Annotated in this window: 22 protein-coding genes; 20 read left to right on the top strand and 2 right to left on the bottom strand. The window is 74.9% G+C overall.

The genetic code is table 11. From position 1 onward, the window contains the following. The first annotated feature begins 23 nt into the window (after positions 1-23). From O7611_RS16275 to O7611_RS16260, 4 genes are all read left to right on the top strand, one after another. Positions 24-1130, top strand: a complete 1107-nt coding sequence (locus O7611_RS16275; RefSeq protein ID WP_269697161.1) for a glycosyltransferase family 39 protein — start codon at positions 24-26, stop codon at positions 1128-1130. Positions 1131-1231: 101 nt separating this feature from the next. Next, positions 1232-3100: a glycosyltransferase family 2 protein gene (locus O7611_RS16270; protein ID WP_194799118.1), complete on the top strand. Its 1869-nt coding sequence runs from the start codon at positions 1232-1234 to the stop codon at positions 3098-3100. Further along, positions 3094-4248, top strand: coding sequence for a glycoside hydrolase family 26 protein (locus O7611_RS16265; RefSeq protein ID WP_269697160.1), 1155 nt, complete (start codon positions 3094-3096; stop codon positions 4246-4248). Before O7611_RS16270 ends, O7611_RS16265 begins: the two co-directional genes overlap by 7 nt. A gap of 47 nt (positions 4249-4295) precedes the next feature. After that, positions 4296-5177, top strand: a complete 882-nt coding sequence (locus O7611_RS16260) for a YwqG family protein (RefSeq protein WP_269697159.1) — start codon at positions 4296-4298, stop codon at positions 5175-5177. A gap of 13 nt (positions 5178-5190) precedes the next feature. Here the strand turns inward: O7611_RS16260 and O7611_RS16255 are convergent, their stop codons facing one another. Next, positions 5191-6516, bottom strand: a complete 1326-nt coding sequence (locus tag O7611_RS16255; protein ID WP_194799121.1) for an aminotransferase class V-fold PLP-dependent enzyme — start codon at positions 6514-6516, stop codon at positions 5191-5193. Positions 6517-6648: 132 nt separating this feature from the next. On the opposite strand from O7611_RS16255, the gene O7611_RS16250 reads away from it, so the two are divergent. Together O7611_RS16250 and O7611_RS16245 are read left to right on the top strand one after the other, a co-directional pair. Next, the gene (locus O7611_RS16250; RefSeq protein ID WP_269697158.1) at positions 6649-7551 is read left to right on the top strand and encodes an alpha/beta hydrolase family protein; all 903 of its coding nucleotides are present in this window, start codon (positions 6649-6651) and stop codon (positions 7549-7551) included. Between the two features lie 94 nt (positions 7552-7645). After that, on the top strand, positions 7646-10360 hold the full coding sequence (locus O7611_RS16245) for a helix-turn-helix transcriptional regulator (RefSeq protein ID WP_269697157.1): 2715 nt from the start codon (positions 7646-7648) through the stop codon (positions 10358-10360). Between the two features lie 65 nt (positions 10361-10425). Here O7611_RS16245 and O7611_RS16240 read toward each other — a convergent pair whose 3' ends face one another. Continuing rightward, entirely contained in the window at positions 10426-11184 is a 759-nt protein-coding gene (locus O7611_RS16240; protein WP_194799124.1) for a class I SAM-dependent methyltransferase, read from the bottom strand. A gap of 194 nt (positions 11185-11378) precedes the next feature. Between O7611_RS16240 and O7611_RS16235 the strand changes: the two genes are divergently transcribed. The 14 genes from O7611_RS16235 (at position 11379) to O7611_RS16170 (ending at position 23953) form a co-directional block, all read left to right on the top strand. Continuing rightward, positions 11379-13646, top strand: a complete 2268-nt coding sequence (locus O7611_RS16235; protein WP_269697156.1) for an FAD-dependent oxidoreductase — start codon at positions 11379-11381, stop codon at positions 13644-13646. Continuing rightward, positions 13643-13963 carry a putative quinol monooxygenase gene (locus O7611_RS16230; RefSeq protein ID WP_194799126.1) on the top strand — a complete coding sequence of 107 codons (321 nt, stop codon included), beginning with the start codon at positions 13643-13645 and terminating at the stop codon, positions 13961-13963. The genes O7611_RS16235 and O7611_RS16230 overlap by 4 nt, the downstream gene beginning before the upstream one ends. Next, complete coding sequence (locus tag O7611_RS16225) at positions 13960-15186, top strand: cytochrome P450 family protein (RefSeq protein ID WP_194799127.1); 1227 nt, start codon at positions 13960-13962, stop codon at positions 15184-15186. Before O7611_RS16230 ends, O7611_RS16225 begins: the two co-directional genes overlap by 4 nt. Positions 15187-15238: 52 nt before the next feature. Then, positions 15239-15904: a TcmI family type II polyketide cyclase gene (locus O7611_RS16220; protein WP_269697155.1), complete on the top strand. Its 666-nt coding sequence runs from the start codon at positions 15239-15241 to the stop codon at positions 15902-15904. Between the two features lie 85 nt (positions 15905-15989). After that, positions 15990-16373: a DUF1622 domain-containing protein gene (locus O7611_RS16215; RefSeq protein ID WP_194799129.1), complete on the top strand. Its 384-nt coding sequence runs from the start codon at positions 15990-15992 to the stop codon at positions 16371-16373. A gap of 30 nt (positions 16374-16403) precedes the next feature. Continuing rightward, positions 16404-16871: a macro domain-containing protein gene (locus O7611_RS16210; protein WP_269697154.1), complete on the top strand. Its 468-nt coding sequence runs from the start codon at positions 16404-16406 to the stop codon at positions 16869-16871. A 74-nt stretch (positions 16872-16945) separates the two neighbouring features. Further along, positions 16946-18991, top strand: a complete 2046-nt coding sequence (locus O7611_RS16205; RefSeq protein ID WP_269697153.1) for a heavy metal translocating P-type ATPase — start codon at positions 16946-16948, stop codon at positions 18989-18991. Between the two features lie 94 nt (positions 18992-19085). Continuing rightward, on the top strand, positions 19086-19490 hold the full coding sequence (locus tag O7611_RS16200; protein WP_194799132.1) for a TOBE domain-containing protein: 405 nt from the start codon (positions 19086-19088) through the stop codon (positions 19488-19490). Beyond that, positions 19487-20269, top strand: coding sequence for a molybdate ABC transporter substrate-binding protein (gene modA / locus O7611_RS16195; protein WP_194799133.1), 783 nt, complete (start codon positions 19487-19489; stop codon positions 20267-20269). Before O7611_RS16200 ends, modA begins: the two co-directional genes overlap by 4 nt. Continuing rightward, positions 20266-21063, top strand: coding sequence for an ABC transporter permease (locus O7611_RS16190; RefSeq protein WP_194799134.1), 798 nt, complete (start codon positions 20266-20268; stop codon positions 21061-21063). The genes modA and O7611_RS16190 overlap by 4 nt, the downstream gene beginning before the upstream one ends. Continuing rightward, a complete protein-coding gene (locus O7611_RS16185; RefSeq protein ID WP_269697152.1) occupies positions 21060-22115 on the top strand; it encodes an ABC transporter ATP-binding protein in 1056 nt (351 codons plus the stop codon). The genes O7611_RS16190 and O7611_RS16185 overlap by 4 nt, the downstream gene beginning before the upstream one ends. A gap of 95 nt (positions 22116-22210) precedes the next feature. Continuing rightward, complete coding sequence (locus O7611_RS16180) at positions 22211-22483, top strand: hypothetical protein (protein WP_194799136.1); 273 nt, start codon at positions 22211-22213, stop codon at positions 22481-22483. Positions 22484-22532: 49 nt separating this feature from the next. Then, positions 22533-23552 (top strand): zinc-dependent alcohol dehydrogenase, encoded by a 1020-nt coding sequence (locus O7611_RS16175; RefSeq protein ID WP_442929349.1) that lies wholly within the window; start codon positions 22533-22535, stop codon positions 23550-23552. Positions 23553-23554: 2 nt separating this feature from the next. Further along, on the top strand, positions 23555-23953 hold the full coding sequence (locus O7611_RS16170) for a 6-pyruvoyl trahydropterin synthase family protein (protein ID WP_194799138.1): 399 nt from the start codon (positions 23555-23557) through the stop codon (positions 23951-23953). The last annotated feature ends 3 nt before the right edge of the window (positions 23954-23956 follow it).

The raw sequence follows: 23956 nt of genomic DNA, 5'->3' as shown, positions 1-23956 counted from the left end.
CCCACAGGGATGCGTGAGTCACGATGATGGACGCGGACACCATGGTCCTGCCCCGGCTCGGGGACGCCGCGGTCGAGGACCCGTGGGGCGAGGACCGGCCGCGCCGGGCCACCGCCCGCGCCGCGACCGCCGCGTGGCGCTGGCGGATCGCGGCCTGGCTGCTGCCGGCGGCCCTCACGGGTGCGCTCGGCGTCGCCCGGATCACCGCGTCGGCGCCGAGCGCCGGAGAACTCGCGACCCGGCGCGCGATCACGTCGCCGTGGCCGGGGATCGGTGCCGCCCTGACCGGCGACGAGGTCGCGCTCGGGCCGTACCACCTTTTCCTGCGCGGCTGGGCGGCGCTGTTCGGCGCGGCCGACCTGGCGCTGCGCGTACCGTCGCTGCTGGCCATGATCGGGGCCGCGGCGCTCGTCGGCGCGCTCGCCGCCCGGATCGCCACGCCCGCCGCCGGCCTGGCGGCCGGGGCGATCTTCGCGGTGCTGCCGACCTCGATCCGGTACGCGCAGGAGGCGCAGCCGTACGCCCTGGCGGTGTTCGCCGCCGTACTCGCCACCTGGCTGCTGGTGCCCGCGCTGGACCGGCCGGCCCTGCGGCGGCTCATGCCCTACGCGGGCGCGGTGCTGCTGCTGGGCCTCTGCCAGCCGGTGGCGTTGCTGCTGCTCGCCGGCCACGGCTGGATCGTGCTGGCGTTCCGTCGCCGTGTCGCCGTCAGGTGGCTGGCCGCGGTGGTCCTCGGGCTGCTCCCGGCCGCCGCGCTGCTCGCCGCCGGCCTGCGCGACGGCGGTCATCTGGCGTCCGGCGTGCGACCCGGCGCCGCCGTGCTGGCGGCCACGCCCGGTGACCTGTTCGGCGTCGCCGTGCTCGGCGGCGTGCTGGCCGGGCTGGCGCTGTTCAGCCTTCCGCTGCGGTACGCCGCCGCGATCTGCACCGCCTGGGCGCTGGTGCCGGCGCTCGGACTGCTGGCGCTGGCGCAGGCCGCGCCGGTCTGGTCGGCGGCGAACCTGCTGTTCACGGTGCCGGCCTGGGCGGTGCTCGGCGGGGTCGCCCTGTCCCGGGCACGAGTCGCCGGGGCCGTCGCCGTGCTGGCTCTCGTCGCGCTGCTCGCCGTGGCGGACCAGCTCCCGTGGTGACCGTCGACGATCGGGCGACCTCCGCCTGATTCGCCCCTTTTGCGGTTAATTGTCGGCTTAGCATTCGGTCGGCTCCAGAGCCTGCAGACCATGGGGGAAACGTGGCCGTCGCCGCCGATACACGCCCGTCCCGCGCCACGACGGCCGGGCCGCCGGGTGCCCGCCCGATCGCGCCCGTCCCGCCCGGGACGCCGGCCGATCCGGACCGCCGGCAGCGCAACGTCCGCGCCCGCCTCGCGTACGCCCGTTGCGGTGCCACCGCCGGCCCGCTGCGACCGCCCCGCCGCCCCGACGCGGCGGTCGAGTTCCGCCCCACCGCCTCGGTCGCCGCGCGGCTGGTGCTGACGCTGCTGGTGCTCGTCAACAGCGCCGCCGGCCTGGTCTTCGTCGGCTGGCTGCTGCTGCCCCAGCACGTGCCCGGGCCCGGCGTCGTCGGCCTCGGCGGCTGGCAGACCGTCGCCGCCCGGCTCGCGTTCTGCGTCGTCGTCGGCGTCGAACTGATCCGCCTGGCGCAGAACGTGGTGGTCTGGGTCTTCGCCTACCACGCCCGGGACCCGGTGCCGGTCGACCCGCCGGTCGGCCTGCGGGTCGCCCTGCTCACCACGATCGTGCCGAGCAAGGAGCCGATCGAGGTCGCCGAGCGGACACTGCGCCGGCTGCGGGAGATCGTCTACTGCGGGCACGTCGACGTGTGGATCCTCGACGAGGGCGACGACCCGGCGGTCCGGGCGATGGCCGCGCGGCTGGGCGTCCGCCACTTCACCCGCAAGGGCCGGCCCGAGTACAACCGGCCCGGCGGCGAGTTCCGGGCCCGGACCAAGTCCGGCAACCACAACGCCTGGCGGGCCGAGCACGAGCACCGCTACGACGTGGTCGCGAACGTCGACCCGGACCACGTGCCGCTGCCGAACTTCCTGGAACGCACGCTCGGCTACTTCCGCGACCCGGACGTCGCGTTCGTGGTGACCCCCCAGGTGTACGGCAACATGCACCAGAACTTCGTCGCCCACGGCGCCTCGGTGCAGCAGTACCTCTACAACGGGCTGATCGCCCGCGGCGGCAACGGACTGGACGCGCCGCTGCTGACCGGCACCGGGCACCTCTACCGCCCGGCGGCCTGGCGGACCATCGGCGGCTACCAGGACTCGATCATCGAGGACCACCTCACCAGCATCCGCGTGCACGCCGCCGTCAACCCGGCCACCGGCAACCGGTGGAAGGGCGTCTACACCCCGGACGTGGTGGCGCTCGGCGAGGGACCGACCTCCTGGGCGGACTACTTCAACCAGCAGAAGCGCTGGGCGGCCGGGATCTGCGAGATCCTGCTCCGCCGCGAGCTGCGTACGCCGCGCGAGTTGCCGTCCCGCCGCCGCTGGCAGTACCGCCTGCTCCAGTTCTACTACCCGAGCGTGGCGGTGAGCCTGCTGCTCGGCAACGCCGCCACCGCGCTCTACCTGCTGACCGGCGTCGACGCGGGCCGGCTCGACCCGCAGATCTGGGCAACGCTGTGGGGCTCCACCATCGGCACCTGGTTCCTGCTCTGGCTGTGGCTGCGCCGATTCAACATCGCCCCGCACGAGCGGGAGGAGGTGGGCATGGTCGGCATGGCGCTCGCCCTGTTCGCCGGGCCGGTGTACGTGGCCGCCGCGGTGGGCGCGCTGCTGCGCCGCAAGCTCGGCTTCGTGGTCACCGCCAAGGGTGCGCTGCGCACTGTCGAGTCGGCGCGTACGTTCCGGCTGCACCTGTGCTGGGCGCTCGCCGCCGCCGGGCTGCTCGCGGCGAGCTTCGCGCTGGATCACGACTACCCGCTGCTGCGGGTCTGGCCGGTGCTGACGCTGCTGACCGGGCTCGCCCCGCCGCTGATCTCCTGGGCGGAGAGTCTGCGGGCCCGCCGGGACCGGGCCGCCGAACCGGCCCGGGAACCGCAGGTGGTACCCCGGACCGTGACCGAGGGCGGTGTGCCGTGCTGAGGCCGACGCTGCCCCGGATGGGCCTGGCGCTGGCCGGGTTGCTGCTGCTCGCGTACGCCTTCGTGGTGGCGCCGGGCGCGTGGCGCGACCCGGGCACCGACGCCTCGGCGCAACGGCCCGCCCCGGCGACGCCGCAGGCGAGCACCGACGTGCCGGCGGCGGTCGTGCCGAGCCCGCGCGGCGGCCCGTTCCCGCCGCCCGGGCAGGCGTTCTTCGGCGTGATGACGGACAAGGGACCGTACGACTTCGCGCCGGTCGACAGCTTCGCCGAGGCGGCCGGGCGCGCGCCGCAGGTGATGCTCTTCGGCGCCGACTGGGCGTCGGCCGAGTTCGACCGGAGCCTGTTCGACCGGATCGCCGAGCGGGGCATGATGCCGATGCTCGGCTGGGAGCCGTGGGACCACACGGTCGACAAGGCGGCCCGCCGCACCGACCTGACCGACAGGCAGATCGACCGGCTGCGCGCCACCCAGCCGGACTACCGGCTGTCCCGGATCGCGCGCGGCGACTTCGACGCGTACCTGCGCTCCTGGGCGGAGGGGGTGCGGTCGCTGGGCTACCCGGTCGCGATCCGCTTCGCGCACGAGATGAACGGCGACTGGTACCCCTGGTGCGAGCGGGCCAACGGCAACCGCCCCGGCGACTACGTCCGCGCCTGGCGGCACGTGCACGACGTCTTCACCGCCGCCGGCGCCACGAACGTCACCTGGGTGTGGAGCCCGAACGCGCGCTGGGACAAGACGACCGCCGGGGTCACCGGGCTCTACCCGGGCGACGAGTACGTCGACTGGGTCGGCGTCACCGGCTACTACGGCAGCGGCGCGTTCACCAAGACGTACTGGTCGTTCGACCAGATCTTCGGCCCGACGATCGCGGAGGTCCGCAAGGTCACCGGCAAGCCGCTCGTGGTCACCGAGACCGGCGCGGCCGACGCCGCCGGGCACAAGGCGCGGTGGATCCGGGACACGTTCCGCGCCCTGCCCCGCTATCCGGGCCTGATCGGGCTGATCTGGTTCGAGGTGGACAAGGAGAAGGACTGGCGCATCGCCGGCTCACCGGCGGCGGCGACCGCGTTCGCCGAGGCGGTGGCAGCCGACCGCTACGACGTGACCTGGTCGCCGGCGGTGCGGCCGCGTACCGGGCCCTGATCCCGGTCCACGCTCCATGTCGGACGGTGCGGCTACCCTCCACGATCATGAACGAGAGAGATCAATTCCGGCGGACGGCGATCGAGCAGGGTGTGCCCGAGGACGAGGTGGCCCGTTTCGCGGAGCTGATCCGGTTCCGGATCCACGCCTGGCAGCGCGAGGAGGGCGTGCACGCCGGGCGGCGGGGCGGGCGGCCGCGGCTGCCGGTGGGCATGCCGTGGCCCACGTGCCCGGCGGGCTTGCCGTTGCCGTTCCTGCTCCGGCTCGACTGCGCGGCGCTGCCCCGGGTTCCCGACCTCGCCCTGCCGGCCGACGGCACGCTGCTGTTCTTCCTCGACCAGGAGGGCGCACAGGACGCCTGCGGCATCGAGAACGAGAAGGCGTACTCGCGGGTCGTGTACGTCCCGGCCGGCGCCGAGACGGCCGACGGCGAGTACGTCCTACCCGCCGGGACCGCCCGGGAGTCCTTCCTCACCCCCGAGCACGAGATGTACGCGGCCGTCCAGGCGGAGCTGCCGGACTGGCTCGACCGCTCGGAGGAGTGGCTGTGCGACACCCAGATCCAGCTCCTGCGCGACATGCCGCATCGCAAGGAGATGAGCGCGCTGGTCGAGCAGCTCTGGCCGGAGCGGGACTGGTGGATTCAGCACGACGTCTTCGTCGGCGGCTACACCATCTCCGCGCAGGATCCGCCCGAGGTGATCATGATGGACCCGGAGCGGGTTCAGCAGGGGTGGTCCCTGCCCCGCGCGGAGCGGATGGTGGCCCGGTACGAGGAAGAACAGCGGGTGATGCGCGAATGGGTGCCGCTGGCCCAGTTCGGCGTACCGGACGAGGAGTACGTCAACGCGCGGTTCCTGATCCGCCACGACGACCTCGCCGCACGGCGGTTCGACAGGGTGCTGTCCTTCTGCGAGTTCACCGAGTGACAGCCGGGCCGGCTCAGACCAGCGTGCGGACCGCCCGCAGCGCCGAATCCACGTCCTGCTCGCCGTTGGCGATCGTCGCGCCGAAGCGCAGGTAGGACGGCCGGTAGGGGGTGCTGCTGGCGATCACGCCGGCCGACCGCAGCCGGTCCACCGCCCGGTCCGCCGGCACGCCCGCCACCTCGCAGCAGACCACCCCGGCGGACAGGTCGGCTGCGCGCGGCGTGACCAGCCGGACGCCCCGGATCCCGGCCAGCCCATCCTTGAGCCGGTTCGCCAGCTCCCGGGTGCGTTCGGCGACCCGGGCCGGGCCGATGCGCCGGTGGAACGCGAACGCGTCGGCGAGCGCCCACCGGTGCTCGAAGCTGTGGTAGCCGCCGGGCGTGTGCGCCAGGCCCGGCGGCACGGGCGCCCCGCCGGTCCCGCCGGCCATCCAACGCCCGATGGCCCGCCCGTCGAAGGTCGGGATCACCGGCGTCATCCGCGCCCACGCCCGCTCGGCGGCCCAGACCAGGCCGGTGCCGCGCGGCCCGAGCAGCCACTTGTGGCAGCCGGAGACCAGCACGTCGCAGCCGAGCTGCTCGGGTGTGGACGCGTCGGCGCCGAAGCCGTGCACCGCGTCGAGGCAGAGCAACGCCTCCGGGCTGCGCTCGCGGACCGCCTCGGCCAGCCGGCGTACCGGCAGCTTCACGCCGGTGCTGGAGTGCACCCAGGTCAGCGCCACCACCCGGGTGCGGGGCGTGAGCGCCGCGGTCAGGCCGGCGACCATCTCGTCCGCCGTGGCCGTGGCCGCGTCCCGGTAGAGGCGGGCCCGGCGCACCGTCACCCCGTCGCGTTCGGCGCGCAACCGCAGCGCCTCGTGCGTGGCGTAGAAGTCGTGCTCGGTGGTCAGCACCTCCTCGCCCGGTCGCAGCCGGATCGCGCTGTGGACCAGGCCGAGGCCCATGGTGGTGGAGTCGGTGAGCGCGATGTGGTCCGAGCGGGCGCCGAGGTGCCCGGCCGCCGCGGCGAGCACCGCGCGGTCCAGCCGTTCCTCGTGCGCGGCCAGGTAGCCGGAAGCGTCCCGGTCGAGGCCGGCCCGGTGGACGGCCACGGCGGCCCGTACCGGGGCCGGGTGCGGGGCGAAGACGAACGTGGCCAGGTGCGCCCGGGAGGGGTCGAGCGCGAACTGGGCGCGGACGTTGTCCCAACTGGCCGGATCCAGGGCGGGCGCGTCGTCGGACGCCGCGGTCCCGCCCGCCGGGCGGTCCGGGTCGCAGCCGGTGGCCAGGCCGGTGACGCCCGCTGCCGCTGTGGCGCCGAGCAGGTGCCGCCGGGTCAGGTGCCGTCGCGTCGGATGCATGGGGCAATCGTCCGCCGTGCATGTCACGGCCGGGTCACCGCCCGGGGACCGGTGATTTCACCGATGCGCACCGGCGGCCGGGCATCGATGCTGACGCATGTCGATGTAATTCCGGCGCAAGGAGTGACCGACGTGCCCACCACCACCCGTTCCCGTACCCCCGTCCGTACCCCCGTCCGTGCCCTCGCCCGCCTCGCCGTGGCCGCGCTGCTCGCCACCGGCGGCGCCCTCGCCGTGCCGGCCGCGGCGAACGCCGCCAGCCCCTACGAGCGCGGCCCGGCGCCCACGAGCGCCATCCTGGAGGCCAGCCGCGGCCCGTTCGCCACCTCGTCGATAAACGTCTCCTCGCTGAGCGTTACCGGCTTCGGCGGCGGCGTCATCTACTACCCGACCAGCACCGCCGAGGGCACCTTCGGCGCGGTCGCCATCTCGCCCGGCTACACCGCCTCCTGGTCCAGCCTGAGCTGGCTCGGGCCGCGGATCGCCTCGCACGGCTTCGTGGTGATCGGCATCGAGACCAACACCCGGCTGGACCAGCCGGACAGCCGGGGCCGCCAGCTCCTGGCCGCGCTGGACTACCTGACCGAGCGCAGCTCGGTGCGCGGCCGGATCGACTCGTCCCGGCTCGCCGTGGCCGGGCACTCGATGGGTGGCGGCGGCAGCCTGGAGGCGGCGGCGGCCCGGCCGTCGTTGCAGGCCGCCGTCCCGCTGGCGCCGTGGAACCTGGACAAGACCTGGTCCGAGGTGCGGGTGCCGACGCTCATCATCGGCGGCGAGACCGACAGTGTGGCGCCGGTGGCGACCCACTCGATCCCGTTCTACAACAGCATCCCGGCGTCGTCCGAGAAGGCGTACCTGGAGCTGGACGGCGCGAGCCACTTCTTCCCGCAGACGACGAACACGCCGACGGCGAAGCAGATGGTCGCCTGGCTGAAGCGGTTCGTCGACGACGACACCCGCTACGAGCAGTTCCTCTGCCCCGGCCCGAGCGGGTCGGCGATCCAGGAGTACCGCAACACCTGCCCGAGCGCCTGAATCCGGTCCGCTCCCGGGGTGGTCGCCACGGCGACCACCCCGGGAGCGTGTCCGCCTCTTTTCCGACGGGTTGCCCATCTGTGACACTGCATGCATGGTTTCTGCATCGACAGTGCATATAGGCCTGTGGGGCCGGGACGAGGAGTGCGACGCGATCCGCCGGCTTCTCGACCGCGAGGACGGCGGTGCGCTGCTGTTCCACGGGCCGCCCGGCTCCGGGCGCAGCGCTTTGCTGGCGTACGCCCGCAGGTGGGCGGGGGAGCGCACGGTGCTCGCCGGTGCGGGCCTGGCCGACGAGGCGACACTGCCCTACGCGGGGCTGCACCGCCTGCTCGACCCGGTGCTGGACGCGGACACCGCGCTCCCGGTGCGGCAACGCCGGCTGTTGCGCCGCGCGCTCGGCGGCGACGGGTGCCCGGCCGAGCAGCGCCTGGCCCTGGCCGCGGCGGTGCGGTCCCTGCTCGCCGCCGCGGCGGCGGACCGGCCGCTGCTGTGCACGGTGGACGACCTCGACATCGGCGATCCGCAGAGCGCCTGGACCCTGGCGGTGGTGGCGCGCCGGCTGCGCCGGCTGCCGGTGGCGATGCTGCTGACCGCCACCGCACCGGCCACCGTCGACGGCGTACCCGCCCACCGGCTGCGCCCGCTGGACGCCCACGAGTGCCACGCCATGCTCGCCGGCCTGCGGGAGCGGCCGCCCGCGGCGGTGGCCACGGCGCTGGCCGCGCTCAGCCGGGGCAGCCCGGCGGCGCTGGCCGACCTGGCCGGCACGCTCACCCCGGTCCAGTGGCGGGGCGAGGCGCCGCTGCCCGGCACGCCGCCGGTGGACGGCACGCTCGCCGCCGCGTACCGGGCTCGCCTGGACCTGCTGCCGGAACCGACCCGCCGCCTGGTGCTGCTCGCCGCGCTCGACCCCGGCGACGACCCGGCCACGCTGGTCCGCGCCGCGTGGGCGGCCGGCCTGACCGTCGAGGCGCTCGCGCCCGCCGAGGCCGCCGGCCTGCTGCGCACCGGGCCGGGCGGGGTGACGTTTCCGCACCCGCTCGCCCGCACGATGATCACCGCCGTCGCGCCGCTCGCCGACCTGCGCACGGCCCACCTGCTGCTGGCCGGCACGCTCGCCGAGGGTGCGCTGGGCCGGGCGCTGCGCCACGCCATCGCCGCCGACTGTCCGGCCGACACGCTCGCCGCCGAGTTGAGCGCGGCGGTCGACGAGGTGCCGGACCGCGCCGCCGCGGCGGTCGTGCTGCGCCGGGCCGCCGAGCTGAGCCCCGACCCAGGGCGCGCCGCCGAGCTGACCATCGCCGCCGCGCGATGTGCCTGGACCGCCGGCGACCCGGACCAGGCCCGGGGGCTGCTGCGCCGCCTGACCGCCGGGCCGGCGCACAGCCGGGCGGACCTGCTCCGCGGCGAGATGCAACTGCGCTGCGACGCGCCTGCCGCCGCGGTCGCCACGCTGCTGGCCGCCGCCGACGTGGTCGCGCCGACCGACCGGCGGGCCGCGCTGCTCGCGCTGGTCCGCGCCGGCGAGGCCATCTGCGTCACCGGCGACCAGTACCGGTACGCCGAAGTGGCCCGCCGGGCCGAGGCGCTGCGTCGGCCCGGCGACCCGCCCGACCTCGACCTGCTGGCCACGTTCGCTACGGGCGTCGGCGCGACGCTGCGCGGCGACCACGCCCGTGGCGGCCCGGCGCTGCGCCGCGTCGTCGTCCTCGGCGGCCGGCTGACCGGGCCCGCGCTCACTCCCGGCGCGCTCGTCTGCGCCGCCGCGGCCGCCCTGCTCGTCGCCGTGGACGGTCCCGCGCACCGGCTCGCCGGCCGGGCGGTCGAGGTGGCCCGCGCGCGCGGCGAGCTGTCCCTGCTGCCCCGAGCGCTGGAACTGCGAGCAGTCGCCGAGTACTGGCTGGGCCGGCACGAGGCGGCGGCGGAGACCGCCCGCGAGGGCGTGCGCGCCGCCCGCGCCACCGGCCAGCACGTCTGCGCCCAGGTACATCTCGGCATCCTCGCCGTGCTGGCCGCCGTCCGCGCCGACCGGGACGCCGCGCTGGCCCGGATCGCCGAGATCGGCGACGGCGCCGCACCGGGAAGCCGGCCGGACGCGTACGCCCGCTGGGCGCTGGGCGTGCTGGACCTGATCGACGGCCGGTACGCCGACGCGGTGGCCCGGCTGTCCGCGCTCGCCCGTACCGGCACCGGCCGGGGGCAGGTGCTGGTCCAGGTGATGGCCACGCCGTACCTCGTCGAGGCCGCCGCCCACGACGGCGGGCGGCCGGCCGCCGCGCTCGCCGTGTTCGACCACTGGGCCAGCAGCACGGCGAGCCCGTCGCGGCGGGCGCTGGCGGCGCGTTGCCGGGCGTTGCTCGCGCCGCGCGGCGGCCCGGAGGCCGAACGGGAGTTCCACGCGGCGCTGCGGCTGCACCCGGCCGACACCGACCGGTTCGAGCGCGCCCGCACCGAGCTGCTGTTCGGTCGCGAGCTGCGCCGCCGGCGCCGCCCCCGGGACGCCCGGGCGCACCTGCACCGGGCCCGGGAGGCGTTCACGCTGCTCGGCGCCACCGTGTGGGCCGAGCGGGCGGGGGAGGAGCTACGCGCGGCGGGGGAGTCGGTCGGGCCGGTGCGGCGCGGCCCGGAGCAGTTGCTGACCGGGCAGCAGTTGCACATCGCCCGGCTGGTCGCGGAGGGGGCGACCAACCGGGAGATCGCCACCCGGATGTGCCTGTCCACCCGGACCGTCGACCACCACCTGCGCAACGTCTTCCACCGGCTGGGCGTGCGCTCGCGTACCGAACTGGCCCGCCTGCTGTCCTGACCGCCCGCCGCCCGCCGCTCTCGGCACGCGTGGCGTCGGCCGCCGCGCCGGGCGTGCCGCCGGGATCAGCGCAGTGCCGCCACGGCGGCGTCCGCGCCGCCGCGCCAGAGCACGCCGGCCTCGGTGAAGCCAGCCGCGCGCAGCGCGTCCAGGTGCCATGCCGCGGGCGGGTTCCACTCCGGGCTGTGCCCGGTCGGGTAGATCTGCCGTCGCTTCTCCACCAGCGGACCGAGCACCGGATCGTCGGCTGCCCGCTCCCACCAGTCCGACCAGGACAGCGCCGCGCCCGCGCGGTGCCGGGCCGCCCGCAGCGCGCCCGCCCGGGTGTGCAGCCGGCCGGTCAGCGTCGGCAGCGCCTCGTCGGGCATGTGGTCGGCATTGACGAACACCCCGCCGGGGCGCAGCACGTCGCGGATCTCGCCGTACAACCGCGCGAGGCGCGGGCCGTCGAGCCAGTGCAGGGCGGTGGCGGTGAGCACGGCGTCGAAGTCGCGGTGCGGCAGCGCGGCGGCCCAGTCGGACCGGTTGAGGTCGGCGGTGACCACTGTGGCCCGCCCGGCCAGCGCCGCCTCGGCGAGGGTGAGCAGCACCGGGTCGAGGTCGAGCACCGTCACCTCGGCGTCGGGCCGGCGGGCCAGCGTCCGCAGGCTGATCGATCCGGTGCCGCCCGCGAGGTCGAGGACGCGTGGCGGCCGGTCGCCGGCGGCCGCCTCGACGGCGTCGAGCATCGCCGCGAAGCGGTGCTCCCGGTCGGGCAGGTACGCCTCCTGCTGCCGGTCCCAGCTCTCCTGCCAGGCCCGTACATCCAGATCGTAAGGAGTCATGCCCCTCACGATAGTTACCGACCGCGGCCCTGTCGAGGCTTGTTGCCAAAGCTTTGCAATAAGCGTGCGCCGTCCCGGCGGCGTCACCGGGGCCGGACGTCCGGCGGGCCGACGGTGACGAGGCGGTGACGCGCGCTGCGGCAGGGTCGCGGCACGACGACCGCACCGTTCGAGGGGGCTGCATGATCAGGACGATGCTCCGGCTGCGCGCGCGCCCCGGCTGCGAGCCCGCGGTCGGGCCGGCCTTCGAGACGGTCGCCGGGCAGCTCGGCGCACTGCCCGGCAACCTGCGGCACGAGCTGCTGCGCGACGCCCTCGACCCGCGCGGCTTCGTCGTCGTCACCGAGTGGGCCGACGACGCGGCGCTGCGCGCGTACCGGCGCGGGCCGGTGGCGGCCCGCCTGGCCGACCTGTTCCGGCCGCTGACCGAGCCGGACGGCGATCCCGGCTACCCCCTGATGCGGGAGACCGGGGACGGGACGGGTCCGGTCTACGTGGACGTCGAACTCACAGTGCCGCTCGACCGGCTCGCCGAGTTCCACAAGGGCTACCCCGAGGTGGTCCGGCGGATGGCGGCGATACCCGGCTACCGCCGCGAACAACTGCTGCGGGCGCCCGGCTCGGACATCCACCACATCTTCGCCGAGTGGGACGGCTCCGCGCCGTTCCTCGCCTGGATCGGCGACCCGGCCCACGCCTCCGCGCAGGCCGGGCCGATCGCGCCGTTCCTTCTCGACATCCGGCGCCGGCTGTTCCACGTCGTGCCAGACGCGGACGGCCGCCGACACCCCACCACGGGCTGGGAGGCCGACGTGCACAGGACAACAGACGTACTCGTCGTCGGGGCGGGTCCCACCGGGCTGACCGCCGCCGTCGAGCTGGCCCGGCGGGGCATCGACTGCCTGGTGATCGACAAGCAGGCCACCCCGCCCGGCCACGCCGACAAGGCGATCGGCGTGCACTGCCGCACCATGGAGATCTGGGAGGAGCAGGGCGTCGTCCGGGAGGCCATGGACGCCGGCATCTGGCTCACCGGCAACACGGTCTTCGTCAACGGCGAGCAGACCCACCGGATGAGCTGGGAACTGCCCGGCCTGCCGTACGACCACCTCGGCCTGCCGCAGTACGAGACCGAACGGATCCTCACCGACCGGCTGGCCACCCTCGGCGTCCGCCCGCAGCGCGGCGCCGAACTCGTCGACTTCACCCAGGACGCCGACGGCGTGACCGCCACCGTCCGCACCGCCGACGGCGGCACCGAGACGGTACGCGCGGCGTACCTGGTCGGCGCCGACGGCGCGCACAGCCGGGTACGGGAGCGGCTCGGGCTCACCTTCACCGGCGGGCTGGGCCGGTTCCCGCAACTGTTCATGCTGGTGGACGTCGACGTGGACTGGGATATGCCGGACGGGCACCTGCTGCGGTTCCTGCACATGACCGACGGGCAGATGGACGGGATGCTCGTCTGCGTACCGCTGCGTGGCGAGCACCGCTACCGCATCGCCACCCTCGCGCCGCCCCGCTTCTTCGCCCAGACCGGTGGCCGCGACGCCCCGCCCGGGTTCAGCGAGGAACTCGACGAACCGACGATCGAGGACGTGCAGGCCGCGCTGGACCGCCTGGCGCCGCCCGGCACCCGGGCGAGCAACCTGCGCTGGTCGTCGGTGTTCCGGATCAGCCACGGCATCGTCGACCGCTACCGCGAGGGCCGCGTGTTCGTCGCCGGGGACGCCGCCCACCTGCACCCGCCGGCCGGCGGCCAGGGCATGAACACCGGCATCCAGGACACCTGGAACCTGGCCTGGAAGCTCGCCCTGGCGGTACGCGGGCTGGCCGCGCCCGGCCTGCTGGACAGCTACGAGACCGAGCGGCGGCCGGAGGGCGAGGAGATCGTCGGCCGGGCGGTACGGATGGCCGGCACCGAGGAGGTGGACCGCGCCGACCTGGAACGGCAGTTCCTCCAGGAGATGTCCATGCTGCTCAGCTACGCCGGCAGCCCACTGGTCGGGGAAACCGTCGCCGACCCGGCCGCGCTCGGCGACGCGCCCCGTCCCGGCGACATCGCGCCCGACGTGGACGGGCTGCGCCGGCGCGGCGTCGGCCACCCGCTGCGGCTGCGTGACCTGACCCGGGGCACCCGGCACACACTGCTGCTCTACGCCGACCGCACGGCCGGCACGGAGGAACTGACCGCGGTCACCGGCCTGTGCGCCGACGCGCGGCGGCTCGCCGGCGGGGAACTCGACGCGTACCTGCTGCTCGACCCGGACGCCGACGAACCGCGACTGCTCGACCCGCCGGTGGTGCGCGACGCCGAGCGCCGCTTCCGCGGCGCGTACGGGCTGGCCGGCACCGGTCTGTACCTGATCCGCCCGGACGGGCACATCGGGTTCCGGGGCGCGCCGGTCGACCCGGACGCGCTGCGCAAGCACCTGCACCTGGTCTTCGGGAGTGTCCGGTGAGCCGGGTCCGGACCGTGCTGTCGATGCGGACCCGGGAGGGCTGCGAGGAGCGCTTCGAGGCGGAGTGGCTCACCGCGGCCGAACAGATCCGCACGCTGGACGGCTGCCTGCACCAGGACCTGGTTCGCGACGCCGACGACCCGCGCAGCTACCTGATCATCAGCGACTGGGCGGACCGCGAGCGGCTCGACGCGTTCGGCCGCAGCACGCACCGCGACCGGCTGCTGAGCATGATCCGTGAGCTGCGCGAGTCCGCCGACCGGCACACCTACCAGGTGCTGCACAGCGTGGCCGGCGAGCCGGGGGAGAGGCGATGACCGACGACGTGATGCCGGCGAACGAGCTCTACACCGACGCGTTCGCCGCCGACCCGTACCCCGCGCTGGCCCGGCTGCGCTCCGACCGGCCGGTCTGCCCGGTCGGCTCGCCGCGCTTCGACTCCTGGCTGATCACCCGATTCGACGACGCCCGCACCGCGCTGACCGACCCGCGCCTGTCCAAGGACCTGTACGGCCCGGGGCAGCACTACCTGAAGATCTTCGGCCCGAACTCCGAGGGCCTGAACCGCAACATGCTCAACTCCGACCCGCCGGAGCACACCCGGCTGCGCCGGGTGGTGTCGCAGGCGTTCGCGCCGCGGCGGATCGAGGCGCTGCGCCCCCGGATCGCGTCGACCGTCGACCAGCTCATCGACAAGATGGCGCCGCACGGCGAGGCGGACCTGATGCACGAGTTCGCCATCCCGCTCCCGATGACAGTCATCTGCGAACTGCTCGGCGTGCCGCCGGCCGACCACGACCGGGTGCTCGACTGGACCCAGGTGATCCGCACCTCCGGCTCCACCAGCCGGCCGCCGGCGCAGGAACGGGCCGCGGTGCAGGAGGCCCAGCTCCGGCTGCACCACTACCTGGCCGGGCTGGTCCGCGCCAAGCGCGACGACCCGGCCGACGACATCATCGCCGCGCTGATCAAGGCCGTCGACGAGGACGGGACGCTGTCCGAGGCGGAACTGGTCACCACCACGTTCCTGCTGCTGTTCGCCGGGCACCAAACCACCGCCGACTTCCTCGGCAACGCCGTGCTGGCCCTGCTCACCCACCCCGAGCAGATGGAACTGCTGCGCGACTCGCCCCGCCTGCTGCCCGCCGCGATCGAGGAGCTGCTGCGCTTCGACGGGCCGCTGCCCGTGGCCAGCCCGCGCATCGCCACCGAGGACGTCGACTACCAGGGCGTACGCATCCCGCGCGGCGCGATCGTCGGGGTGGCGATCAACGCGGCCAACCACGACCCGGCGCACTTCGCCGACCCCGACCGGCTGGACCTGCGCCGGGTCCGGGGCCCGCACCTCGGGTTCGGGCACGGCGTCCACTACTGCCTCGGTGTCTCGCTGGCCCGGATGGAGGCCGAACTCGCGCTCGGCGCGCTGCTGCGCCGGCTGCCCGGACTGCGTCTCGGCGTGCCGCTGGCCGAGGTGCGCCGACTCCCCGCCGCCTCGCCGTTCCGTGGCCTGCTGGAACTTCCCGTCACCTTCACCGCATGACGGCGCCGCCGTCGCGCGCCCCCGTCCTCGTCGCAATCATCAAGGAGCAGTCATGGTCTTCCGCAACGTGATCGTCTGTCACATGGTCCCCGGCAGCGAACAGATCGTCGGCGGCGTGTTCGGCCACTACGACCAGGCCACCCGGCCGCAGGACCTGGGCGTCATCGGCCGGTACCTGCTGTCGCACCACGACCTCTACATCCACGTGATCGAGCGGGAGCAGGACCCGCGGATCTCCGGGCAGACCCGTGGCCTGCCCGCCTTCCAGAAGATCGCCGAGGAGATCGGCCCGTACGTCACCCCGTACCCGCGCTACTGGAAGAACCCGTCGGACTCGGTCGCGAAGGAGTTCTACCACTGGGCGCCCGAGGGGGCGCCGCCAGTCGACACCACGCTCACCGTGATCGTCGGGCGGATCAAGCCGGGCGCCGAGCCGGACGTGGCCCGGGTTTTCGGCGAGTCCGACGCCGGGTCGCTCCCGACCGACCTCGGCGTCACCGGGCGCTGGCTCTACTCGATCGACGACGTCTACGTGCACCTGCTCGAACAGGAGTCGTCGGCGGCCGAGGCGACCCGCGACCAGCACGGCGACAAGCCCGCCTTCGGCAAGGTGATGCAGGACCTGGGCCCGTACATCGAGCCGTACCGGCCGGAGAAGTGGCAGGGCCCGCAGGACTCGGTGGCCACCGTCTTCTACCGCTGGCAGGCTCAGGACTGAGCATGCTCCGCGCTCCCGTCGACCGGGAGCGCGGAAACGCCGCCCCCGCGACCGGCCGTACGCCAGGCTGGTGCGGGGGTGCCGGGTGTCGACGAAGGAGATCGTCCAGCACGTCGGGGCGCTGCTGGACCTGGCCGGGGTGTTCGTCATCGCGGTCGGCGTCGCGGTCGCCACGGCGGTGTTCGCGGTGCGCTGCGCCCGGACCCGTCAGGTGGTCGCGCACTACCGGGCGTACCGGCAGGGGGTCGGCCGGGCCATCCTGCTCGGCCTGGAGTTCCTGGTCGGCGGCGACATCATCCGGACGGTAGCGGTGTCGCCCACGTTCACCAGCGTCGGCGTGCTGGCGCTGATCGTGCTGGTCCGCACGTTCCTCAGCTTCTCCCTCGAGGTGGAGCTGGACGGTCGCTGGCCCTGGCAGGGCCGGACTCCGGCCGACCGGCCGAGCGTCGGCGCCCGCCCCCAGCGCTGAGCGTCGTACCCCTGCGGCAGCATGCGGGGCATGGCGGAGTTCCGGATCGTGCGCGGCGACGCGACGAGCCCGCAGGCGAAGGGCCCCAAGATCGTCGCCCACGTCTGCAACGATCTCGGCGGGTGGGGGAAGGGCTTCGTGCTCGCCGTCTCGCGGCGCTGGCCGGAGCCGGAACGCGACTACCGGGAGTGGCACCGGGCCGGCAACGACTTCGGGCTGGGTGCCGTCCGGCTGGTCCGGGTCGCGCCGGACCTGTGGGTGGCCAACATGCTGGGCCAGCGCGGGATGCGCCGGGGCAGCGCCGGGCCGCCGATCCGGTACGACGCGGTGGAGCGTTGCCTCGCGACAGTTGCCGGCCACGCCGAGGAACTGGGCGCGTCGGTCCACATGCCGCGCATCGGCTGCGGGCTGGCCGGCGGCTCGTGGCAACGGATCGAGCCGTTGATCCGGCGTGCGTTGTCCGACCGCGGCATCCCGGTGACCGTCTACGACAGGTAGTGACCTCCGCTGTCGCCCACGCCACTTCGCCGAGTTGATGTGGACGGGTACCCCCAGGGGGTATGGTGGGCGGCATGGAGCACGGATCCGGTCACGACACCGCCCACCACGGCGACCACGGCGCGCACGCGGGGCACGACCCGGAGCAGTTCCGCCGCCGGTTCTGGCTGAGCCTCGCGTTGACCGTGCCGATCGTCGCCACCAGCCACATGGTGATGGACTGGTTCGGCTACTCGCTGGAGTTCCCCGGCGTGCGCTGGGTCGGCCCGGTGCTCGGCACCGTGGTGTTCGCGTACGGCGGCTGGCCGTTCCTCACCGGCGGGCTGCGTGAGCTGCGCGAGCGCGCCCCCGGGATGATGCTGCTGATCTCGATGGCGATCGTGGTCGCGTACCTCGCCTCGGCCGCCACCAGCCTCGGCCTGTTCGACCTGGACTTCTGGTGGGAACTCGCCGCGCTGGTCACCATCATGCTGCTCGGCCACTGGCAGGAGATGCGGGCGGTCGGGCAGGCGCGTGGTGCGCTCGGCGCCCTCGCCGCGCTGCTGCCCGACGACGCCGAGCGCCTGGACGACGCCGGGCAGCCGCATCCGGTGCCCGTCGGTGAGCTGCGGGTGGACGACGTGGTGCTGGTGCGCCCCGGCGGGCGGGTGCCGGCCGACGGGCGGATCGTCGAGGGCGCCGCCGAGCTGGACGAGTCGATGATCACCGGCGAGTCGCGGCCGGTGGCCCGCGCCGCCGGCGACCGGGTGGTGGCCGGCACCGTCGCCACCGACTCCACCCTCCGGGTACGCGTCGAGGCCGTCGGCGCGGACACCGCGCTGGCCGGCATCGGGCGGCTCGTCGCGCAGGCGCAGGCCTCCGGCGGGCGCGCGCAGGTGCTCGCCGACCGGTTCGCCGCGCTGCTGTTCTACCTGGCGGCGTTCGCCGGCCTGGCGACGTTCGCGGTGTGGGCGCTGCTCGGCGACCCCGACCAGGCGGTGGTACGCACCGTGACCGTGCTGGTGATCGCCTGCCCGCACGCGCTCGGTCTGGCGATCCCGCTGGTGGTGGCGCTGTCCACAGCGCTGTCGGCCCGCGCCGGCATCCTGGTCAAGGACCGGCTCGCGCTGGAGCGGATGCGCACCGTCGACACCGTCCTGTTCGACAAGACCGGCACGCTCACCACCGGCCGGCACACGGTGACCGGGGTGGCCGCCACCGGCGGGACGGACGAGACGGCCGCCCTGGCCCTGGCCGGCGCGGTGGAGGCCGACAGCGAGCACCCGCTGGCCCGGGCGCTCGTGACCGCCGCCGACGCCCGTGGTGCCCGCCCGGCCGCGCGCGGCTTCCGGGCGCTGACCGGCCGGGGCGTGCGCGCCACGGTGGACGGCGTCGACTGGGCGGTCGGCGGGCCGGCGCTGCTGCGCGAACTCGGCGCCCCGGTGCCGGACGACCTGGCCCGGGCCGCGCAGGAGTGGTCGGGTCGCGGTGCCGCGGTGCTGCACCTGGTCCGGCTGCCCGAGGGCGGCCCGCCGGAGGTGACCGCCGCGTTCGGGCTGGAGGACCAGGTCCGCCCGGAGGCGCGGGCCGCCGTGGCCGAGCTGCGCGACCTCGGCGTACGCAAGATCGTGATGATCACCGGCGACGCGCGCCCGGTCGCTGAGGCGGTCGCCGCCGACCTCGGGTTCCGGCCCGGCGTCGACGAGGTCTTCGCCGAGGTGCTCCCCGCCGACAAGGACAAGGCGGTGGCCGAGCTGCGCGGCCGGGGACTGACGGTGGCGATGGTCGGCGACGGAGTGAACGACGCGCCGGCGCTCGCCCGCGCCGACGTCGGGCTGGCCATCGGCGCCGGCACCGACGTGGCGATCGAGTCCGCCGGGGTGGTGCTCGCCGGTTCCGACCCGCGCGGCGTCGGCGGCGTGATCCGGCTGTCCCGCGCCTCGTACCGGAAGATGCGGCAGAACCTGGCCTGGGCGGCCGGCTACAACGTGGTGGCGATCCCGCTCGCCGCCGGCGTCCTCGCCTGGGCGGGGATCGCGCTCAGCCCGGCGCTGGGCGCGGTGCTGATGTCCGCCTCCACGATCGTTGTCGCGCTCAACGCCCAGCTGCTGCGCCGGGTCCGGATCACCCCGGCCGACTGAACCGCAGTTCCGGGTCCCGATCCGCCTGGCGGCTCGCCGATGCGAGCGAGGATGCCCCTTCCGGCTCGCACCTGCGGGCCGCTAGGGTGAGCGCGTGACGGTGTTCCGGATCGGCGAGGCGGCCGAGCTGCTCGGGGTCAGCGCGGACACGGTCCGCCGCTGGATCGACGCCGGCAAGCTGCCTGCGACCCGCGACGAGCACGGTCACCGGGTGCTCGACGGCGCCGACGTGGCAGCGTTCGTCCGCGCGCCCGGCCACCCCGAGCTGTCCTCGGCCCGTAACCGGCTGCGCGGCATCGTCACCGCCGTCGTCAAGGACACCGTGATGGCCCAGGTGGACATCCAGGCCGGGCCGTTCCGGGTGGTGTCGCTGATGAGCCGCGAGGCCGTCGACGACCTCGACCTCCAGGTCGGTTCCGTCGCCGTCGCGGTGATCAAGTCGACCACCGTCGTGGTCGAGCGCGCCCCCGCCACCCCCAGGGGAAGGACGAGCCCGTGACCGTACGGTGGATCCGCGCCGCGCTCGCCGCCGCGCTGGTGACGACGCTCGGCCTGACCGCCTGCGGCAGCACCGACGGGCCGGCCGATCCGGACGGCGCCGGCCCGGTGACGGTGTTCGCCGCCGCCTCGCTCACCGAGTCGTTCACCCGGCTCGGCAAGGACTACGAGGCCGCGCACCCCGGCAGCACCGTCACGTTCAACTTCGGCGGCAGCTCCGGGCTCGCCACCCAGATCACCCAGGGGGCGCCCGCCGACGTGTTCGCCGCCGCCTCCCCGGCCACCATGAAGACGGTCACCGACGCCGGTGACGCGGCCGGTGAACCTGCCGTGTTGGTGCGCAACCAGCTCGTCGTCGCCGTACCTGCTGGTAACCCGGCCCGGGTCGGCGGCCTGGCCGACCTCGCCCGCCCCGGAGTGAAGGTGGCGATCTGCGCCGAGCAGGTGCCCTGCGGCGCCGCCGCGCGCACCGCGCTGGACGCCGCTGGTGTGCGGCTCACGCCTGCCACGCTCGAACAGGACGTCAAGGGCGCGCTGGCCAAGCTGCGCCTCGGCGAGGTCGACGCGGCACTGGTCTACCGCACCGACGTCCGCGCCGCCCCCGGACTCGACGCCGTCGAGTTCCCCGAGTCGGCGCGCGCGGTGAACGACTACCCGATCGTGGTGCTGCGCACCGCCGGCAACCCGGCCGGCGCCCGCGCCTTCGTCGACTTCGTCCGCTCCGACGCCGGGCTCGCCGTGCTCACCGCCGCCGGGTTCCAGGCGCCGCCCGGCGCATGAGCCGCACCGTACGCCGGCAGCGGGTGCCGATCGCCCTGCTCGTGCCCGCCGGGCTCGGACTCGCCTTCCTCGTCCTGCCGCTCGCCGGCCTGCTGCTCCGGGCACCCTGGACCACGCTGCCCCGGCGGCTGACCGAACCGGGCGTGCTCACCGCGCTGCGGCTGTCGCTGGAGACCGCCACCGTCGCCACGCTGCTCTGCGTGGCGCTCGGCGTACCCCTGGCCTGGCTCTTGGCGCGGGTGGAGTTCCCCGGCCGGCGGCTGGTCCGGGCGCTGGTCACGGTGCCGCTGGTGCTGCCGCCGGTGGTCGGCGGCGTGGCGCTGCTACTGGTCTTCGGCCGGCGCGGGCTGATCGGGTCGTGGCTGGACGAGACCTTCGGCGTGACGCTGCCGTTCACCACCGCCGGAGTGGTGCTGGCCGAGGCGTTCGTGGCGATGCCGTTCCTGGTCATCGCCGTCGAGGGTGCGCTTCGCGGCGCCGACCCCCGGTACGAGGAGGCCGCCGCCACGCTCGGCGCCGGACGGTTCACCACCTTCACCCGGGTCACGCTGCCGCTCGTCGCCCCGGGCGTGGCGGCCGGGGCGGTGCTCTGCTGGGCCCGGGCGCTCGGTGAGTTCGGCGCCACCATCACGTTCGCCGGCAACTATCCCGGCCGCACCCAGACCATGCCGCTGGCGGTGTACCTGGCGCTGGAGACCGACCTGCAGGCGGCGATCGTGCTGAGCCTGATCCTGCTCACCGTCTCCGTGGTCATCCTCGCCGCGCTGCGCGACAGGTGGGTCGGAAGCACATGAGCGCGCTGCTGGACGCGCATCTGGTCGCCGAGCGGGACGGGTTCACCCTCGACGTGCGGCTTCGCATCGCCGCCGGTGAGGTGGTGGCGCTGCTCGGCCCCAACGGTGCCGGCAAGAGCACAGCGCTGCGGGTGCTCGCCGGGCTGCACCCGCTCAGCGCCGGTCACCTCACGCTCGGCGGCGCCGACCTGGACCGGCCGGACCGCCGGGTGTGGACGCCGCCGGAACGCCGGCCGGTCGGCGTGGTGTTCCAGGACTACCTGCTGTTCCCGCACCTCAGCGCGCTGGACAACGTGGCGTTCGGGCCGCGCCGCCGGGGCGCCGGCAAGCGTGCCGCCCGCACCCGGGCCCAGGAGTGGCTGGACCGGGTCGGCCTCGGTGACCAGGCCCGGCGCCGGCCCCGGCAGCTCTCCGGCGGGCAGGCGCAGCGGGTCGCGCTGGCCCGCGCGCTCGCCGTCGACCCGGCGCTGCTGCTGCTCGACGAGCCGCTCGCCGCGCTCGACGCCCGGACCCGGCTGGACACCCGCGCCGAACTCCAGCGCCACCTCGGCGCGCATTCCGGCGCGACGCTGCTGGTCACCCACGACCCCCTCGACGCCCTGGTGCTCGCCGACCGACTGGTCATCGTGGAGCACGGCCGGGTGGTGCAGGAGGGCGACGCCGCAACCGTCACGGGCCGGCCGCGCACCGACTATGTGGCCCGGCTGGTCGGCCTCAACCTGCACCGCGGCCGCGCCGACGGGCGCACGGTCACCGTCGGTGAGCTGACACTCACCACCGCCGACACCGTCCACGGTGAGGCGTTCGTCGCATACCGGCCGGCTGCCGTCGCGCTGCACCCGTCCCGGCCCGAGGGCAGCCCGCGCAACGTGTGGGCGGCCACCGTGAGCGGTGTGCAACGCCACGGTGACAACCTGCGCGTGCAGCTCGCCGGGCCGGTCGAGGTCGCCGCCGACGTCACGCCCGCCGCCGCGGCCCATCTCGGACTGATCCCCGGTCGCCCGGTGTGGGCGGCGGTCAAGGCAGCCGAGACGCGCGCCTATCCGGCGTGACAAACACCGCTGGTCAGAGCATGTGCGCAGGTGAGAGGTTTGATCTGCGCTCAACCGGTCACTGGGACGGTAGCGACGACGCAAAGGGGGACACGGTGCCCGACACGATCCGCAACAGGTCCAGTCTGGACGCCGACCTGCCACGGGGAGTCACCGACCCGTTGCTCTGGCGGGCCGCGTACGACGTTGCAGTCGCCCACCGGCCCGACCGGTCCGGACGGTGCGAGAGCCTGCTGTGTGACGGTCAGGTCGCGCCGTGTGACGCGCTGACCGCCGCCCACCGGGCCATGGAACTGGCCGGGGACCGGGACTCCGACCGGGTCGAGGCCGAGACCTGGCGTACGGAGCAGCGCCGGCGTGCCGCCTGAGCATCGGGTCGCGGGCGGTTCGAACCGCTGACGCCCCGCTTCCGTGTTTATGATCGACAACTCGGTCGGAATGCGGGGAAGAGGAGAGTTCGTGACGGTCGACGCCCACGCGTTCTGGCTCCGCGCGCCCGGCCAGGGCGAGATCCGGCCGGTCCGGCTCGCCGCGCCCGGCCCCGGTGAGGTGTTGATCCGGACCCGTTTCTCCGGCGTCAGCCGCGGCACCGAGACGCTCGTGTTCACCGGCCGCGTCCCGGCCGACCAGCACGACGCCATGCGCGCGCCGTTCCAGGAGGGCGACTTCCCGGCACCGGTCAAGTACGGCTACCTCAGCGTCGGCACCGTCGAGGCGGGCGACGAGCGGCTGCTCGGCCGTACCGTGTTCTGCCTCTACCCGCACCAGAGCGCGTACGTGGTCCCGGCCGACGCCGTGACCGTCGTGCCGGACGCCGTGCCGGCGCAGCGCGCGGTGCTGGCCGGCACCGTGGAGACCGCTGTCAACGCGCTCTGGGACGCCGCCCCGCTGGTCGGGGACCGGGTCACGGTGATCGGCGGCGGGATGGTCGGCTGCGCGGTCACCGCGCTGCTGACCCGTTTCCCCGGCGTACGGGTCGAACTCGTCGACATCGACCCGGCCCGCGCCGAGGTGGCCGCCGCGCTCGGCGCCGACTTCGCCACGCCCGCCGACGCGACCGGCGAGCGCGACCTCGTGGTGCACGTCAGCGCCACCGCCGACGGGTTGCAACGCGGCCTGGAACTGCTGCGCCCCGAGGGCACCGTGCTGGAACTGAGCTGGTACGGCGACCGGCCGGTCACGCTGGCGCTGGGCGGCGCGTTCCACTCCCGACGGCTGGGCATCCGCAGCAGCCAGGTCGGCACCGTGTCGCCCCGGCGGGCCGACCGCAGTTACGCCGACCGGCTCGCGCTCGCCCTGGACCTGCTGGCCGACCCGGCGTTCGACGCGCTGCTCACCGGCCGGTCCCGCTTCGACGACCTGCCCGACGTGCTGGACCGGCTCGCCTCCGGTGAGCTGCCGGCGCTGTGTCATCTCATCACCTACGGCGAGGAGTGATCGTGTTCAGCGTGACCGTCCGGGACCACATGATGGTCGCCCACAGCTTCCGCGGCGAGGTCTTCGGCCCGGCCCAGCGACTGCACGGGGCGACGTTCGTCGTCGACGCCACGTTCCGCCGCGCCGAGCTGGACGACGACGGCATCGTGGTCGACATCGGGCTGGCCACCGAGCAGCTCAAGGCCGTGCTCGCCGAGCTGAACTACCGCAACCTCGACGACGAGCCCGCCTTCGCCGGGGTGAACACCACCACCGAGGTGCTCGCGCGGACGATCGCCGACCGGCTCGCCGACGCGGTGCACGACGGCCGGCTGGGGGAGGGCGCGCGCGGCCTGGCCGGCATCACCGTCACGCTGCACGAGTCGCACATCGCCTGGGCGAGCTACGAGCGGTCGCTCTGACCG

Source organism: Micromonospora sp. WMMC273 (genome assembly GCF_027460285.1).
Lineage (GTDB): Bacteria > Actinomycetota > Actinomycetes > Mycobacteriales > Micromonosporaceae > Micromonospora > Micromonospora aurantiaca.
This window is presented reverse-complemented; position numbering and strand designations above follow the sequence as displayed.